The sequence below is a fragment of the Marinibaculum pumilum genome (assembly GCF_042646425.1).
Taxonomy (GTDB): Bacteria; Pseudomonadota; Alphaproteobacteria; order Ferrovibrionales; family Ferrovibrionaceae; genus Marinibaculum; species Marinibaculum pumilum.
Genome location: NZ_JBHRTR010000048.1, coordinates 162,726 through 179,339, shown reverse-complemented (window position 1 = coordinate 179,339; position 16,614 = coordinate 162,726). Strand labels below are relative to the sequence as shown.

Here is a 16,614-nt window from a genome sequence, read left to right as displayed (position 1 = left end):
TTTCGGGCCGACCCGGAAGCCGCCGCCTGAATCGACATGGGCGATGGAGCCGCCGCCGGCGCCGATGGTGTGGATGTCGATCATCGGCACCATCACCGGATAGCCGCCGATCCAGGTGTCGCGGGCGCTGGCCTCGGCGAAGGTGCCGTCCTCCGCCACGCCGATATCGGCGGAGGTGCCGCCGATGTCGAAGGTGATCAGCTTCCTGCGGTCCGACAGGGCGCCGGACCAGGCGCCGCCCAGCACGCCGGCCGCGGGGCCGGAGAGCAGGGTCAGCACCGGCATCTCCGCGATCATCGCCGGGGTGGCGACGCCGCCGTTGGAGCGCATGATGTGCAGGTCGGCCTCCACGCCAGCCTCCTTCAGCGCCGCCGCCAGGCGGTTCACGTAGCGGCGCACCTTCGGCCCGATGAAGGCGTTCATGCCGGCGGTGGTGAAGCGCTCGAACTCCCGGAATTGCGGCGACACGGCGGCGGAGGTGGTGACGAAGGCTTCCGGATATTCCGCCTCGACGATCTCCCGCGCGCGCAGCTCGTGCGCCGGGTTCAGGTAGGAGAACAGGAAGCAGATCGCGATCGCCTCCACCCCGTCCGCCTTCAGCTCGCGCACCGCGCGGCGCACGCCGTCCTCGTCCAGCGGCACCAGCACCTCGCCGGTCGGCGGGGTCAGCCGTTCCGCCACCGTCTTGCGGTAACGGCGCTGCACCAGCGGCCGGTCCTGCCAGGGGATCTCCTGCAGGATGGAATAGTGCTGCGGCCGCTGGTGGCGGCCGATATGGATGATGTCGCGATAGCCCTCGGTGGTGATCATGCCGGTGCGCGCGCCGTCATATTCCAGCACCGCGTTGGTGGCGGTGGTGGTGCCGTGCAGCACATGGTCGATCGCCCCCGGCGCCACCCCGGCGCGTTCGCAGAGTTGCAGGATGCCGTTCATCACGCCGCCGGAGGGGTCCTCCGGCGTGGTCGGCACCTTGTGGATGATGGTGGTGTCGCTGCCCAGGTCGGCGAACACCACGTCTGTGAAGGTGCCGCCGACATCGACGCCCACGAGTTTCATACTTTTCCGTCCCCACTCTTTCTTGTCGCCCCAGAACTCAGGGGCCATGCAATCTCGCGCCCGCGGGTCAGCCCCGCCGGGCGGAACACCAGGATCAGCAGCATCGCCGCCGCCAGCCCGACCTCGCGCAGGCCCGGCAACGCGGGCACCGCCAGGCCGCCCAGGTCGAAGCCGCCTTCCACCCGGCGCAGCAGCTCGCCCAGGACGGAGACCACGACCACGCCGATCACCGCCCCGGACAGGCTGTTGATGCCGCCGATCACCAGCATCGCGAGCGACACGAAGGTCAGCCCCAGGAAGTAGGAGGAGGCGACGATCACACCCAGGAAATGCGCGTGCAGCGCGCCGGCCACGCCGACCATGAAGGCCGACAGGACGAAGCTGGTCAGTCGTTCGCGGCCGACATTCACGCCGACCGCGCGGGCCGCCACCTCGTCCTCGCGGCTGGCATTGAGGCGGAAGCCGGAGCGGGTGTTCTGGTAGAGGAAGGCGGCGACCAGCACCACCAGCGCCCAGGCCAGGGCGACATACATGTCGGTCGATGCCGGCAGGCCGAACAGCGAGCCCTGGCCGCCGGTCATGTCCTTCCAGTTGCCGGCGACCGACTGCACGATCGCCAGCAGGGTGAAGGTGCCGATGGAGGCGGCGATGCCCGACAGCCGCATCAGCGGCAGGCCGAAGACCAGGGCCACCAGGGCCGCCACCGCGCCGGCGGCGATGGTGGCGGAGACGGTGTCCCAATGCGCCTGCATCAGGAACTCAGGCAGGCCGGGCAGCAGCAGCTTCTTCGTCATCGGCGGGATCGTCAGCCAGGCGGAGACATAGGCGCCGATCGCCATGAAGCCGATATGGCCGAAGGACAGGATGCCGCTATTGCCGACGAAGGTGTAGGTGCCGATCACCGCGATCAGCACCACCATGGAATCGGTGACGATGCGCTGGGTCGAGGGCGGCAGCACTGCGGCGATGGCGACGATCGCCGCCAGCAGCAGGCCCAGCAGCAGCACCGGCGCGGCGGATTGCAGGCGGGCCGCCATCTAGACCCGCTCCATCTCGGCACGCACCGCCAGCAGGCCGCGCGGGCGGAACAGCAGCACGACCAGCACCAGCGCGAACAGGAAGGCGTCGCGGAAGTCGCGCAGCTCCGGCGGCAGCAGGATCTGCAGCAGCACCGTCAGCACGCCGACCAGGAAGCCGCCGACCGCGGCGCCCGGCAGGCTGCCCAGCCCGCCGATCACGGTGGCGACGAAACCGATCAGGGCCGGCCGCAGGCCCATCGCCGGGCTCAGCTGGCCGGTCTGCACCGCATAGACCAGCGACACCGCCCAGGCCAGCAGCGCCGACATCACGAAGGCGGCGGCGATCACCATGTTGGCGCGCACACCGCACAGCCGCGCCATGCGGAAGTCCTGGCTGGCGGCGCGCATCAGCACGCCCATCGGCGTGCGCTTCAGGAACAGGGTGATGCCCGCCAGCACCGCAATGGTCAGCGCGATGGTGACCAGTTGCAGGAGCGGCAGACGCAGCTCGCCGACCTGCAGGTTCTGGGTCAGCCCTTCGGCGAAGGTGAAGGGCTTCGGCCGCGAGCCGATGATCATCACCACCAGGTTCTGCAGGAAATAGCTGACCGCGAAGGAAGAGATCAGCAGGGTCGCCGGGCTGGCCTGCCGCAGAGGCCGGAAGGCGATCCGCTCCATGCCCAGCGCCAGCGCCACCACCACGGCGATGGAGAACAGCACCACCAGCGGGCCGGGGATCGCCACCACCAGCCACATGGCATAGCCGCCGATCATCACCAGCTCGCCATGGGCGAAGTTGATCAGCCGCATGATGCCGAAGATCAGGCCGATGCCCAGCGCCATCATCGCGAACAGGCCGCCGACGCTGACCGCGTCGATCACATGCTGCAGCAGGATCGTCATGGCGCCGGCGCCTCTGCTGCCGCACCTGCCGGCGCATTCTGGGCGAAGCCGAAATAGGCCTCGTCGAAGGCCGGATCGACCGCCAGGTCGGCGGAGGCACCGGACAGCACGATGGCGCCGGAGCGCAGCACATAGGTGCGGTCGGAGATCGCCAGCGCCCGGTCGGCGTTCTGTTCCACCAGCAGGATGGTCTGCCCCGCATCCCGCATCCGCGCCAGGATGTCGAACACAAGGTCGATCACCAGCGGCGCCAGGCCCAGCGAGGGCTCGTCCAGCAGCAGCAGGCGCGGCTTCGCCAGCAGGGCGCGGGCGATGACGAGCTGCTGCTGCTCGCCGCCGGACAGTTTGCCGGCGGCGGAGCGGTAGCGCTCCTTCAGGATCGGGAAGGTGGCCAGCACCTCCTCCAGCGCGGCGGGGTCCACATTGCCCCGGCCGCGGGCCGGGGTGGCGCCGGCGATCAGGTTTTCCTCCACCGTCAGGGCGGGGAAGACATGCCGCCCCTCCGGCACCAGGGAGATGCCGTCGCGCACGATGCGCTCGGCCGGACGGCCGGAGAGGTCCGCGCCGTCATAGCGGATGTGCCCCGCGGCCGGCGGCACGATGCCGGCGACCGCCAGGGTCAGGGTCGACTTGCCGGCGCCGTTGGGGCCGATCACCGAGACCAGCTCGCCCTCGCCGATCGACAGAGAGATGCCGCGCAGCGCCTGGACCGGGCCGTAGTTCACCTGCAGCCCCTCGACCGCCAGCAGGTCGCGGCCCGGGGCGAAGGACGCGGCGCGCCGGCGTCCGCCAGCGGCCTGTGCCTCGGCATCCGTCGAGCCGGGGCCGTGGCCGCCCAGATAGGCGCGCCGCACTTCCGGGTCGGCCTGCGCCTCCGCCGGGGTGCCGGTGGCGATGGTGCGGCCATGCTCCAGCACATGGATGCGGTCGCAGAGCGACATCACCAGCTGCATGTTGTGCTCGATGATCAGCACGCCGCAGCCGAAGCGGTCGCGGATCCGCGCGACGGTGGCGACCAGGCGCTCCGCCTCCGCCTCGTTCAGGCCGGCGGCCGGCTCGTCCAGCAGCAGGAAGCGCGGCCGGCCGGCCAGCGCGCGGGCCAGGCCGACCCAGCGCTCGTCGCCATAGGGCAGGGTGCCGGAGACGGTGTCCGCCATGGAACCGAGGTCCAGCCAGTCCAGGATCTGCCGCGCCTCCGCCCGCGCCTGGCCGCGGGCAACGCCCTTGCCGACGGCGCCGAGCTCGACATTGTCCAGCACCGTCATGCCGGCGAACAGCCGCACCGCCTGGAAGGTCCGCCCCAGCCCGGCGCGCGCGAAGTCGTGCGCCGGGCGGCCGGTCATCTCCGCGCGATCGATGCCCACCGTGCCCGTGTCCGGCCGCTGGAAGCCGGTCAGCACATTGACCAGGGTGGTCTTGCCGGCGCCGTTCGGCCCGATCAGGCCCAGGATCTCCCCCGGCGCCAGGTCCAGGTCGACATCCTCCAGCGCGGTGACGCCTTCGAAATGAACCGAGACGCCGCGGGCGAACAGGGTGGAGGCGGTCCCCTCACCCTCCTCCTTCGCCGTCATCCTCGGCCCCCGAGCCGAGGATCGTGGCAAGACGGCGAGGCGGTTGGGCCCCGCAGCTTCAACGCTCCGTCGCGATCCTCGGCTCGGGGGCCGAGGATGACGGGTACAATTGAGCGAACGGAAACTCCGGGCATTGCAGCCTGCCGAAAGACCACCCTCAGAACGTCACCTCGGGGACCTTCTGCGGCTCACGCAGTTCCAGGAACCCGGGCTTGCCGTCCTGCACCTTCACGATCACCAGCGGGCGGTCGAGGTTGATGTGCAGTTCCGGCGAGAAGCTGGTGGGACCGGCCAGCATGTCGACATTGTCGAACTTCTCCAGCTCCGCCTTCACCGCGTCGCCGTCGACGGAGCCCGCCGCCTCGATCGCCTTCGCCACGCCCATGATCGCGTCATAGCCGGTGATGGTGTGGGCGGTCGACGGATGGCCGCCATGGCGCTTCTGGAACTCGTCCAGCAGGGCCTGCACGTCCGCCCGCGGGTCGTCGCCGTAGAGCGAGGCCATCGCCGCGACATAGTAGTTCGACAGGTTGGGCACCGATTCCAGCCAGTAGTCGCCGTCCATGTCCTCGCCCGACAGGATCGGCATCTCCAGCCCGGCGGCGCGGATCTGGCGCAAAGCGGTCGGCCCGGCCGGGGTGAAGGTCGACAGCAGCATCACGTCCGGCGCCTTCTCCAGGCTCTTGATGCGGGTGATCTGTGCCGCGATGGAGGCATCGTCGATGGCGAAGGAATCCTCGCCCACCAGTTCGCCGCCCAGCTCTCCGAAGCGCTTGCGGAAGCTGGCGGTCACCGACTGGTCGTATTGGATGGTGTTCTGGGTCAGGGTATAGGCCGTCTTCCAGCCCTGATCCCAGGCGAACTCCGCCAGCACCGTGCCCACCGTCAGGCTGGCGGTGGAGAAGGTGAAGGCATAGGGGCCGATGCCCTGCACGCCGAACTTCGGGTCGGCGGCGAAGGGCGCGATGGCGATCGTGCCGCGGGCATTGGCCGCGCGTGCCGCACCGCCGCCGAAATCGTAGTCGCCGGTGACGATGACGATATCCGCGCCTTCGTCCAGAACCTCCATGCCGGCGACCGCGCCCTGCGCGATGTCGGACTTGGTATCGGCCGTGATCATCTTCAGCTGCTGTCCCAGCACGCCGCCCTTGGCGTTGAGTTCGTCGATCGCGATCTGCGCCGCACGGCTGGGATCCTGGTCATAGGGCTGGATGAAGCCCGACAGCGCGATCGCCGCGCCGATCGTGATCGGATCGTCGTCCGCCTGTGCCGGCGCCGCGACGGCTGCAAGGGCGAGGGCCCCCGCTGCAAGAAATCCCCCGACCTTCTTCTGCAGGCCCACCATATCGCCCTCCTCGCCTCTGGTTGTCTGGTGCCCGGCCGCAGCCGGCGATGCCGCGCATGCGCCACCGCCATGTACCGTCGTTCCGGGCGCGGCCATGAGAACATGATTTTTCCGTTTGGAAAATAGTGCTTTTCCGATCGGGAAATTCGTCGTTAAGCTGCTGGCCCCATGAACGAGCGCTATCCGCATTGGACCAGTGTCGGCGAACGGCTGCGCAGCCTGCGCAAGGCCCGCGGCTGGACCCTGCAGGAAGTCAGTGCGCGGACCGGCATTGCCGTCTCCACCCTGTCGAAGGCGGAGCGCGGCCAGGCGACCCTGACCTACGACCGCATGGTGCAGCTGGCCGAGGGGCTGTCGCTGGACGTCGCGGAGCTGTTCGGCCGCGACCCGCCGCCGCTGACGCAGGGCAGCCTCAGCCTCTGCCGCTATGGCCAGGCGCCGCTCTACGAGACCCTGTACTACACGTACGGCATGGCGAATGCCGAGATGGCGGGCAAGCAGATGACGCCGATGTTCGGCCATATCCGCGCCCGCTCCATCACCGAGTTCGCGGAGCTGATCCGCCATCCGGGCGAGGAGTTCACCATCGTCCTGGAAGGCCGTGTCGAAGTGCATGTCGAGGGGCGCAAGCCGCAGCTGCTGGAGCGCTTCGACACCGTCTATTTCGATTCCTCCCTGGGCCATGCCTATGTCTCGGTCGGGCCGCAGGAGGCACTGGTGATGTGCATCTGCGTCGGCCTCCGCCCCGGCGAGGACAACGCGCCTGCGCCGCCGCGCGGCGACCGGATGACGGCCGCCCGGCCCCCCGCCACCGCATTCCCGACATCCACCGAACCGGAAGGATCAAGCCGATGAGCATGGCCAAGCCGCTGCACACCGATACGCCCGGGAGCCAGACCGGGGCCTTCGCCGACGGCAGTGCCGCCGCGTCGAACTCGCCGATCCTGGCCCGCTACCTGGAGCGCACGCCGGCCTCCGCGGCGATGGCGGAGACGGCGCGCACCATGCTGCCCAGCGGCATCGCGCACGATGCCCGCTACCTGAAGCCCTACAACATCTATACCGAGGAGGCGGCCGGATCCCGGAAGTGGGATGTCGACGGCAACGAGTATGTCGACTATTTCGGCGGCCATGGCGCGCACCTGCTGGGGCACAACCCGCCGGCGGTGGTCGATGCGGTGCGCGACGCGCTGGAGCGCGGCACCCAGTTCGGCACCAACCATCCGCTGGAGGTGGAATGGGCGCGCATGGTGCGGCGCCTGATCCCCTGCGCGGAGCGGGTGCGCTTCACCTCGTCGGGGACCGAGGCGACGCACATGGCGCTGCGGCTGGCCCGCGCCCATACCGGGCGGCCGCGCATCGCCCGCTTCATGACCCATTTCCACGGCTGGCACGACCATATGACCGCCGGCTACACCTCCCATTTCGACGGCTCCGCCACACCGGGCGTGCTGCCGGAGGTGGCGAAGGGTGCGGCCCTGGTGCCGCCCGGCGACGTGGATGCGATGCGTGCCGCCCTGCGCGAAGGCGATATCGCCGCGGTGATCCTGGAGCCGACCGGCGCCTCCTTCGGCAAGGTGCCGCTGAAGCCGGAGGTGCTGTCGGAGCTGCGCCAGATGACGGAGGAGACCGGCACCGTCCTGATCTTCGACGAGGTGATCACCGGCTTCCGCGTCTCCGCCGGCGGCGCGCAGGCGGCGTTCGGCGTCACGCCGGACCTGACCACCCTGGCGAAGATCGTCGCCGGCGGCATGCCCGGCGGCGCGGTGGTCGGCCGGCAGGACATCATGGACGCGCTGGACTTCCAGGCGATGGAGGCGGCGGGACGCGAGAAGATCGACCATCCCGGCACCTTCAACGCCAACCCGGTCTCCGCCGCCGCCGGCATCGCGGCCCTGAACATCATCGCCGCGCACGACGTCTGCGGGAAGGCCAGCGCCTATGCCGCAAGGCTGCGCGACGGGATGAACGACGTGCTGCGCCAGCATCGCCTGCGCTGGGCCGTCTATGGCACCTTCTCCGGCTTCCACATCTTCACCAATCCCGGCGGGCTGGAGATCGCGCCCGACGATTTCGATCCCCATGCCCTGCCCTACGACGTGCTGAAGAAGGGCAATCCCGCGGTGAACAACAAGCTGCGGCTGGGCCTGCTGAACGAAGGTGTCGACGTCTCGCCCTGGCCGGGCGGGCTGACCTCGTCGGCGCATGACGATGCGGACCTGGAGCTCACCCTCGCGGCCTTCGACCGCGTCCTCGGCGCGTTGAAAGCCGAGGGCGAGGTCTGACACCGCAGGTATCGCGGCGCCGCCGTTTGGCCGGCGCCGCGACTTCCCTTACCCTTGCTCGGTTCCACAACAAGGGGATGCGGCGCCCTGCCCCCCGGCAGGCCGCCGCCATCACGAGACGACAGGAAGGGGCTTTTCGAATGCCGAAGGAAATTCTCTGCGCCTATGGCGTTGACGTGGACGCCGTGGCCGGCTGGCTCGGCTCCTATGGCGGCGAGGATTCGCCGGACGACATCTCACGCGGCATGTTCGCCGGCGAGGTCGGCAGCCCCCGCCTGCTCAAGCTGTTCGCCGACCACGAGATCAAGACCACCTGGTTCATCCCCGGCCATTCGATCGAGACCTTCCCGAAGGAGATGAAGGCCGTCGCCGAGGCCGGGCACGAGATCGGCATCCACGGCTACAGCCACGAGAACCCGATCGCGATGACCCGCGAGCAGGAGACCGCGATCCTCGACAAGTGCATCGACCTGGTCACCAAGCTGCAGGGCAAGCGGCCGACCGGCTATGTCGCGCCGTGGTGGGAATTCTCCACCGTCACCAACGAGCTGCTGCTGGAACGGGGCATCAAGTACGACCATTCGCTGATGCACCACGACTTCCTGCCGCACTATGTCCGGGTCGGCGACAGCTGGACCAAGATCGACTATTCGCAGGATCCGAAGACCTGGATGAAGCCGCTGAAGCGGGGCGTGGAGACCGACCTGATCGAGATTCCGGCCAGCTGGTACCTCGACGACCTGCCGCCGATGATGTTCATCAAGACGGCGCCGAACAGCCACGGCTTCGTCAATCCGCGCGACATCGAGCAGATGTGGATGGACCAGTTCGACTGGGTCTACCGCAACTACGACTATGCGGTCTTCACCATGACGATCCACCCGGACGTCTCCGGCCGGCCGCAATGCCTGCTGATGCACGAGCGGATCATCAACTACATCAAGGGGCATGAGGGCGCACGCTTCTGCACCTTCGACGAGATCGCCGACGATTTCGCCAAGCGCTCGCCCCGCCGGAAAGGTCGCGCGGCGAAGCCGGCGGCCAAGGCCGGCGCGGCGAAGCCCGCGGCGGTGCGCAAGGCAGCGGCGAAGGGCGCGAAAGCCGCCAAGGCCACCAAGGCGGCGGTGCGCAAGGCACCGGCCAAGGTCGCCACGCGGAAGAAGAAGGCGTAAGCGGCGGCGATACCGGCAGAGGAGGCGGCGGCGGCGATGTGTGCGCTCTGCGGCGTGCTTGGCGTCGAGCATCACTGGTCCGCCGCCCCCACCGGCGCCGCCGCGGACGCGGCCAGCGCCGACCCGGTGCGGCGGCGGGCGGACCGCCGCCACCGCATCGCCGCCGTCAACGCCGTGCTGGCACCGGCCCGGCTGACCGTCGCGGAATGGCAGGGCACGGCCTACCTGCTGCGCAGCCCGACCGGCCGCACGACCATCGTCGACAGCCTGGCCGACCTCTGGCCGGCGGCGGAGGCGATGACGTCGCGCAGCCTCGACCCGCTGGACCCCACCGCCCTGGATGCACTGGAGGTAAGGCGGTGAGTCCGGCACCGACGCTTCTCCCCCCTTCCCCGTCATCCTCGGGCTCGACCCGAGGATCGCGGCAGGACGGCGACGCTGCCCGCCGGTGTCTCTCCGTTCCATTCCCACGTCGTCCCCGGCCCCCGAGCCGGGGACCCATTCCGCAAGCGGCGCGGCGCTTCGCCGGTGCCGGAATGGATCCTCGGGTCAAGCCCGAGGATGACGGTGCGCGTGTCTGGGCGCTCGGATGACCGCCCGCCGCACCCGCACGACGAAACCCGCCGCCCGGCGGCAGCGCCTGCCGGTGGCGGTGCTGACCGGCTTCCTGGGCGCGGGCAAGACCAGCCTGCTGCGGCGCCTGCTGGCGGCGGAGGCGGCCGGCCGCACCGCGGTGCTGGTGAACGAGTTCGGCGAGGTCGGCATCGACCAGCTGCTGGTCAGCCCGATCGCGCCCGACATCGTGCTGCTGGAGTCCGGCTGCATCTGCTGCCGCATCCGCGGCGAGCTGAAGGATGCGCTGGTCGACCTGCTGGACGCGCGGGCGGAGGGACGCCTGCCGCCGTTCGAACGCATCGTGATCGAGACCACCGGCCTGGCGGAGCCCGGCCCGATCCATTCCACCCTGGCGGCCGATCCGCTGCTGGCGAACCAGGTGGTGCTTGAGCGGGTGGTCGCCGTGATCGATGCCGGCAATGCGCAGGAAACCCATGGCCGGCGCCCCGAATGGCTGGCACAGGTCGCCGCCGCCGACATCATCGCGCTGGCCAAGACCGACCTGGCGACGGCGGCGCAGGCGGGAGCGCTGCGCGCGCTGCTGGCGCAGCTCAATCCGGGCGCGGCCCTGGTGGAGACGGCGGAGCTTGACGGCCCGGCCGTCGCCGCCCTGTTCGACCGTCCGGTGGACCGCACCGCCGGCCTGCTGCCCGCCGCACCGGCGCCGAAGCGCCACCGGGCGCGCGATCATGATCATGGCCACGACCATGCCCATGAACACGAGCATGGCGCGGTCACCAGCTTCACCCTGGTGCTGGACCGCAAGCTCGACTGGACCGCCTTCGGCGTCTGGCTCTCCGCCCTGCTGCACTGGCATGGCGACCGCATCCTGCGGGTGAAGGGCATCCTGGACACTGGCACCACGGGGGGAGAGGGGGAGCGGCCGCTTCTGCTGAACGGCGTGCAGCACACCATCCACCCGCCGGAACATCTGCCGGCCTGGCCCGGCAGCGACCGCCGCTCCCGCCTGGTCTTCATCACCGACGGGCTGGAGCGCGCCACGGTGGAACGGTCCCTGGCGGCCTGGCTGGCCGCGGCAACGGGACCGAAGCGCGCCCGCAGCGCATGATGCGCGCGGCAATGCAGGAGCGGCGCATCGAACGCCGGGGAGGAAGACTTGCGCATCCATGAGACACCGGCCGTCTGGTCCGCCCGGGAACTGGCGGCCGACAACAGCTGGCGGATCGCCGTCCCGCCGGCACAGGGCCGTGCCCTGCGCGACCTGGTGAAGCGCCAGGCCGATCGCGGCCTGAACCTGCTGGACTATCGCCGCGAGGATTTCCCGCTGGGCGACCTGCAGGGGGTGCTGGACGGCGCCATGGCGATGGTCCGCCGGGGCCTGGGCATCGCGCTGCTGAAGGACCTGCCGGCCGAGGGCATGAGCGAGGACGAGTACCGGCTGCTGACCTGGGCGGTCGGCCTGAACCTCGGCGTCGCCGTGCCGCAGGGCAAGGCGAGCCACTACATCTCCGACGTGCGCGATGTCGGCACCGTCTACAAGAGCCGCACCGGCCGCGGCTATTCCTCCAATTCCGCGCTGGACTTCCACACCGACGCCTCCGACGTCGTGCTGCTGTCCTGCCTGCGGGCGGCGAAGGAGGGCGGGCATTCGCTGGTCTCCAGCGGCGTGCGGGTCCACAACCGCCTGGTCGAGACGGCGCCGGAGCTGGCAGCGATCCTGTACCGCGACTTCTGGTTCAGCCGGCAGGGGGAAGAGGCGCCCGACGAGCAGCCCGCCTATGCGATCCCGGTCTACGGGGAGAAGGAGGGCCGGCTCTACATGCGGCATATCCGCAAGAACATCACCTTCGCCGAAGGCCTGCCCGGCGTGCCGCCGCTGCGGCCGGAGCAGACCGAGGCGCTGGATGCGATGGACGCCCTGGCGGCGGATCCCGACTTCGCCCACGGCCTGGACCTGGAGCCCGGCGACATCCAGATCCTGAACAACTACACCGCGCTGCATTCGCGGACGGCGTTCCGCGACCATGACGACCCGGCGCGCCAGCGCCTGCTGTTCCGCCTCTGGCTCGCCGCGCCCGGCTTCGGCACCCTGCCCGACGGCTGGGAGCGCTTCTACCGCACCACCGCCGCCGACGCGATCCGCGGCGGCTTCCGCGGCCAGAACTACGGGCCCGCCTGCGAAGCCTTCGAACGCAGGCAGTGCGCGGCGATGGGGATGCGCTTCTACGACCAGGTGGATGCGGCGGCCTGAGGCAGAGACCGGCCGGCGGGGCCTCACCCGCCCCGAGGATCCGCGATCCCGCAGAGCGCGAAGCTCAACGCCCGCAGCTTCGCCTGCGCCGCCGGCTCGTAGGCCTGCAGGTCGGCCTTCGCCTCTTTCATGCCGTTGAAGTAGAGGCCGGTGCGGCCCTCCATGTCGGCGCCCGCGGCCAGGTGCAGGATCGCGTCGCGGCCCTCTTCGATCGTGCTCTGCACCGGTCGGCCGGCGAGGCGCACCATGGTGGTCGGCATCAGGGAGGCCGGATGCAGGGCGTTCACGGTGATGCCGTCGTCGGCCAGTTCCGGCGCCATCTCGACGGTGGCGATCACCTGCGCCAGCTTGCTCTGGCTGTAGGCGCGGCCGCCGGAATAACCGCGGGTCAGCATCACGTCGTCGAAGTCGATCGCCTGCTGCGCGGCGGAGGCGACATTGACGATCCGTGCACCGCCCTGCCCGGCCGCGGCACTCGCCCGCAGCAGCGGCAGCAGCTCCCGGGTCAGCAGGAAGTGGGCCAGGTGGTTGACCGCGAAACGCAGCTCATGGCCGTCGGCGGAAGTCTCCCGCAGGGTCTGGTCCGCGCCGCGGCCGATGCCGGCATTGCTGACCAGCAGGTCGAGCCGGTCATGGTCGCGCGCGACCAGCTCGGCCAGGCGGCGCACCTCCGCCAGACGGCCCAGGTCGGCAGGATAGAAGCGGGCGCTGCCGCCGGCGGCGCGGATCTCCGACAGCAGCGCCTCCGCCCGCGCCCGGTCGCGGCCATGCACCAGCACCTCCGCGCCTTCCGCCGCCAGGGCCGCGGCGACCGCCCGGCCCACCCCGTCGGTCGCGCCGGTGACCAGTGCGGTGCGGCCGGTGATCTCCATCATCTCGAAACGGCTCATGCCCCCTCCTGCAGACCGGTCCATTTTTCGCTCAGCGCCCGCAGCTGCGCCTGCGCCTGCGGGTCGCTGGCCTGGTCATCGGCGCGATCCTCCGCCAGGCCGTTGAAGTAGAGCCCGCTGCGCCCTTCCATGTCGTCGCCGGCGGCCAGGTGCATGATCGCCTCCAGCCCCTCCTCGACGCTGGACTGCACGCCCATGCCGCTCTCCCGCACCATCGACGTGTCCATCAGGGTCGCCGGGTGCAGCGCGTTCACGGTGATGCCCATGCCCTCCAGCTGCGGCGCCAGGGCGAAGGTGTCGGTGATCTGCGCCAGCTTGCTGACCGCATAGGCGCGGCGCGGCTCGTAGCCGTTCTCCAGCATCGGGTCGTGGAAGTCGAACGGTGCCTGCGCCAGCGAGGCGACATTGACGATACGCGCCTTCTCCGCCCCCGCCCCAGCCGCCGCCTTCAGCAGCGGCAGCAGCTTCCGGGTCAGCAGGAAGCCGGCCAGGTAGTTCACCGCCAGGCGAAGCTCGATCCCGTCCTCGGAGAGCTGCCGGCCGGTGCCCGGCGGGCCGGTGAAGATGCCGGCATTGTTCACCAGGATGTGCAGCCGGTCATGGTCGCGCGTCACCGCCGCGGCCAGGTCGCGGACCTCCGCCAGCGTGGCGAAATCGGCACGGTAGAAGCGGGCCGTGCCGCCGGCCGCCTCGACCTCCTGCACCGCCGCCGCGCCGCGATCCGCATCCCGGCCATGCACCAGGACATGCGCGCCGCCGGACCCGAGCTGTGCGGCGACCCGCCGCCCAACCCCGTCCGTGGCGCCGGTGACCAGCGCGACCTTGCCCTTGAGGTTCATGCTCCACTCCCTTGCCTTGTGGTTCGCGGCATCCTGGCATCCCGCGCCGCCGCATGCACCTTGCTTTGCCGGGGCCAACGCCCGATTGCCGCCTGCCGGGGCCTGCGGCATCATCAAGCGAAGCGGGTGGATCCCGATCGAGGGAAGGGAGGCCGGGCATGGCACCGATCGCGACCGCAGTGATGACGCGCCGCAGGATGCTGGGGCTGTCCGCGGGACTGGCCGCCGCTGCGTCCATCGACCTGCCGCTGCGCTCCGCCCTGGCGGCACCGGCCCTGGACGTCGACGCCTTCCTCGCGCTCTCCGCCCGGCTGACCGGACGCGATGCGACCGACCTCGATCCTGAGGTCGGCGCCGGTATCCTGCAGGCGCTGCAGGACCAGGGGCATGGCGGTGCGCTGGCGGCCCTGGCCGCGGAAAGCGCCCCGGCAGGCCCGCTCGCGGACGGCATCGTCGCCGCCTGGTATTCCGGAATCGCCGGCAGCGGTGCAGCCGCCCGGCTGGTCACCTACACCGATGCCCTGCTCTGGGGCCCGCTGACCTTCACCAAGCCGGGCGGCTGGTGCGGCGGCGCCACCGGCTACTGGTCCGAGCCGCCGGAGGCCTGACCCGTCATGACCGACATCGATGCGGATCTCGTGATCACCGGCTCCGGCGTGGCCGGCGCCCTGCTGGCGGCGGAACTCGCCGCGCCCGGCCTGCGGGTCGCGATCCTGGAGGCCGGGCCGGCGATCGACCGGCAGGATGCGGTGGCGCGCTACTGGCAGGCGCTGGTGAAGGTGCCGGAATGCGCCTATCCGCTGGACCCGGCGGCGGACCATCCGGTCTCCGACGATCCGCACCACTGGTACCGGCAGGCCGGGCCCGACCTGTTCCGCAGCACCTACCTGAAGCAGGCGGGCGGCACCACCTGGCACTGGCTGGGCACCACCCTGCGGATGCTGCCGAACGACTTCCGGATGAGAAGCCTCTACGGCCGCGGCATCGACTGGCCCATCGGCTATGACGATCTGGAGCCCTTTTACCTGCGGGCGGAACGGGAACTCGGGGTCGCCGGGCCGGCAGACTTTCCCGACGGGCCGCCGCGCTCCGGCGCCTATCCGATGCCGGAGATCCCGACCAGCTATCTGGACCGGCATGTCGCGGCAAGGCTGGCGGGCAGCCGCTTCCGGGTGGCCGCGACGCCGCAGGCGCGCAACTCGGTCGACCAGGACGACCGGCCGGCCTGCTGCGGCAGCGCCAGCTGCATTCCGGTCTGCCCGGTGCAGGCGAAGTACGACGCCACAATCCACCTGGACCGCGCGACGGCGAAGGGCGCGGTGCTGCACACCGAAACCACGGCCACCCATGTCGACCTGGCGGCCGACGGCACCGTCGCGGCGATCCGGTTCCGCCGGCCCGACGGCAGCGACGGCCGGGCCACCGGCCGGGTCTTCGTCATCGCCGCCCATGCGATCGAGACGCCGCGCCTGCTGCTGAACTCCGCCAGCGAGGCGGCGCCGCGCGGGGTCGCCAACGGGTCCGACCAGGTCGGCCGGCACCTGATGGACCATCCGATCCAGCTCAGCTGGGCACTGGCGGCGGAACCGGTCTGGCCCTATCGCGGGCCGCTCTCGACCTCCGGCATCGAGACCCTGGCCGACGGCACCTTCCGCAAGGATCGCGGCGCCTTCCGGATCGAGATCGGCAATGACGGCTGGGGCTGGCCGACCGGCGCACCGGTCACCCTGGCCGCCGACCTGGCGCGACAGGGCCTGCGGGGGGCGGCGCTGGACGCTGCCCTGCGCGACCAGGCGTCCCGGCATCTGCGGCTCGCCGCCCTGACGGAGCAGCTGCCGGACCCGGACAGCCGGGTCACCCTGGACGAGACGGAACGCGATATCTACGGCGTGCCGCTGCCGCGGCTTGCCTACCGGGTGGACGGCTATGCCCGCGACGCGATGGCGGCGGCGCGCGCCGCACATGCGGAGATCTTCGGCCTGCTGGGCGCGACCGCGGTGACCCACAGCCCGGAGGCCCAGGGCGCCGGCCATATCATCGGCACCGCGCGCATGGGCGACGATCCGGCCGCATCGGTGGTCGATGCCGACCTGCGCAGCCACCAGCATCGCAACCTGTTCCTGCTGGGCTCCGCCGTCTTCCCCACCGCCGGCACCGCCAACCCGACCCTGACCATCGCCGCCCTGACCCTGCGCGCGGCGGCGGCGGTGCGGGACGGCCTGGCGGGATAGCGCGCCCTACCCCGCCCATCGGCGGGTTGTAGAGGCAAGCGGGGTGCCGGTCTCCAGCAGCGACTTCAGGCTCGACAGGATCGCCGGCCAGCCGGCGGAGATGCCCTGCAGGGTGGCGGGGTCCAGTTCCTCGTGACGGACGGTCAGCCGGACCGCATCCTCGAACGGCTTCAGCTCGAAGGTCACGCGCGAGACGCGGTCGTCGCCGGCGGCGGCGTCGGGCGGGCCCCAGGTCAGCACCAGGCGCCGCGGCGGGTCGAACACCACCACCTCGCCGGCGACATGCACGGCCTGCGGATCGTCATAGTCCTGATGCTCCCAGCGGGCGCCCGGCCGCCAGTCGGAGGCGTTCCGGTGCCAGCCCCAGAACAGCCTGGTCAGCTCCGGATCGCGCAACGCGTCCCAGACCGCCTCGGGCTTGGCCTTGATGTAGATCGTGTAGATGAAATCCGGTTTGCCCATGATCTGCGCCTTCC

The 16,614-nt window shown here is 70.7% G+C and carries 16 protein-coding genes; 8 read left to right on the top strand and 8 right to left on the bottom strand.

Annotated elements, in window-relative coordinates; genetic code table 11:
- The 5 genes from ACFOGJ_RS25880 to ACFOGJ_RS25860 form a co-directional block, all read right to left on the bottom strand.
- Window positions 1–1,056: hydantoinase/oxoprolinase N-terminal domain-containing protein (locus tag ACFOGJ_RS25880; protein ID WP_379906129.1), on the bottom strand; the 1,056-nt coding region annotated here is incomplete at its 3' end.
- Window positions 1,053–2,093 (bottom strand): branched-chain amino acid ABC transporter permease, encoded by a 1,041-nt coding sequence (locus tag ACFOGJ_RS25875; protein WP_379906128.1) that lies wholly within the window; start codon window positions 2,091–2,093, stop codon window positions 1,053–1,055. The genes ACFOGJ_RS25880 and ACFOGJ_RS25875, both read right to left, overlap by 4 nt.
- Entirely contained in the window at window positions 2,094–2,978 is an 885-nt protein-coding gene (locus tag ACFOGJ_RS25870; RefSeq protein WP_379906126.1) for a branched-chain amino acid ABC transporter permease, read from the bottom strand.
- Window positions 2,975–4,549 (bottom strand): ATP-binding cassette domain-containing protein, encoded by a 1,575-nt coding sequence (locus tag ACFOGJ_RS25865; RefSeq protein WP_379906124.1) that lies wholly within the window; start codon window positions 4,547–4,549, stop codon window positions 2,975–2,977. Before ACFOGJ_RS25865 ends, ACFOGJ_RS25870 begins: the two co-directional genes overlap by 4 nt.
- A gap of 157 nt (window positions 4,550–4,706) precedes the next feature.
- Window positions 4,707–5,894, bottom strand: coding sequence for an ABC transporter substrate-binding protein (locus tag ACFOGJ_RS25860; RefSeq protein ID WP_379906122.1), 1,188 nt, complete (start codon window positions 5,892–5,894; stop codon window positions 4,707–4,709).
- 168 nt (window positions 5,895–6,062) lie between these two features.
- Between ACFOGJ_RS25860 and ACFOGJ_RS25855 the strand changes: the two genes are divergently transcribed.
- From ACFOGJ_RS25855 to ACFOGJ_RS25830, 6 genes are all read left to right on the top strand, one after another.
- On the top strand, window positions 6,063–6,749 hold the full coding sequence (locus ACFOGJ_RS25855) for a helix-turn-helix domain-containing protein (RefSeq protein ID WP_379906119.1): 687 nt from the start codon (window positions 6,063–6,065) through the stop codon (window positions 6,747–6,749).
- A complete protein-coding gene (locus tag ACFOGJ_RS25850) occupies window positions 6,746–8,179 on the top strand; it encodes an aspartate aminotransferase family protein (RefSeq protein WP_379906117.1) in 1,434 nt (477 codons plus the stop codon). Before ACFOGJ_RS25855 ends, ACFOGJ_RS25850 begins: the two co-directional genes overlap by 4 nt.
- Window positions 8,180–8,319: 140 nt before the next feature.
- Window positions 8,320–9,351, top strand: coding sequence for a polysaccharide deacetylase family protein (locus ACFOGJ_RS25845; protein ID WP_379906114.1), 1,032 nt, complete (start codon window positions 8,320–8,322; stop codon window positions 9,349–9,351).
- 36 nt (window positions 9,352–9,387) lie between these two features.
- Window positions 9,388–9,714: a hypothetical protein gene (locus tag ACFOGJ_RS25840; protein ID WP_379906112.1), complete on the top strand. Its 327-nt coding sequence runs from the start codon at window positions 9,388–9,390 to the stop codon at window positions 9,712–9,714.
- Between the two features lie 226 nt (window positions 9,715–9,940).
- Window positions 9,941–11,035 (top strand): CobW family GTP-binding protein, encoded by a 1,095-nt coding sequence (locus ACFOGJ_RS25835; protein ID WP_379906110.1) that lies wholly within the window; start codon window positions 9,941–9,943, stop codon window positions 11,033–11,035.
- A 48-nt stretch (window positions 11,036–11,083) separates the two neighbouring features.
- Window positions 11,084–12,178: a TauD/TfdA family dioxygenase gene (locus ACFOGJ_RS25830; RefSeq protein WP_379906108.1), complete on the top strand. Its 1,095-nt coding sequence runs from the start codon at window positions 11,084–11,086 to the stop codon at window positions 12,176–12,178.
- A 23-nt stretch (window positions 12,179–12,201) separates the two neighbouring features.
- Here the strand turns inward: ACFOGJ_RS25830 and ACFOGJ_RS25825 are convergent, their stop codons facing one another.
- Together ACFOGJ_RS25825 and ACFOGJ_RS25820 are read right to left on the bottom strand one after the other, a co-directional pair.
- A complete protein-coding gene (locus ACFOGJ_RS25825) occupies window positions 12,202–13,068 on the bottom strand; it encodes an SDR family NAD(P)-dependent oxidoreductase (RefSeq protein ID WP_379906106.1) in 867 nt (288 codons plus the stop codon).
- Window positions 13,065–13,907, bottom strand: a complete 843-nt coding sequence (locus ACFOGJ_RS25820; RefSeq protein ID WP_379906104.1) for an SDR family NAD(P)-dependent oxidoreductase — start codon at window positions 13,905–13,907, stop codon at window positions 13,065–13,067. The genes ACFOGJ_RS25825 and ACFOGJ_RS25820 overlap by 4 nt, the downstream gene beginning before the upstream one ends.
- 158 nt (window positions 13,908–14,065) lie before the next feature.
- Here ACFOGJ_RS25820 and ACFOGJ_RS25815 point away from each other — a divergent pair, with 158 nt between their 5' ends.
- Both ACFOGJ_RS25815 and ACFOGJ_RS25810 read left to right on the top strand, forming a co-directional pair.
- Window positions 14,066–14,515, top strand: coding sequence for a sugar dehydrogenase complex small subunit (locus tag ACFOGJ_RS25815; RefSeq protein WP_379906102.1), 450 nt, complete (start codon window positions 14,066–14,068; stop codon window positions 14,513–14,515).
- A gap of 6 nt (window positions 14,516–14,521) precedes the next feature.
- Window positions 14,522–16,138, top strand: a complete 1,617-nt coding sequence (locus ACFOGJ_RS25810) for a GMC oxidoreductase (RefSeq protein ID WP_379906100.1) — start codon at window positions 14,522–14,524, stop codon at window positions 16,136–16,138.
- A gap of 6 nt (window positions 16,139–16,144) precedes the next feature.
- Here the strand turns inward: ACFOGJ_RS25810 and ACFOGJ_RS25805 are convergent, their stop codons facing one another.
- Window positions 16,145–16,600: an SRPBCC family protein gene (locus tag ACFOGJ_RS25805; RefSeq protein WP_379906098.1), complete on the bottom strand. Its 456-nt coding sequence runs from the start codon at window positions 16,598–16,600 to the stop codon at window positions 16,145–16,147.
- Window positions 16,601–16,614 lie beyond the last annotated feature (14 nt).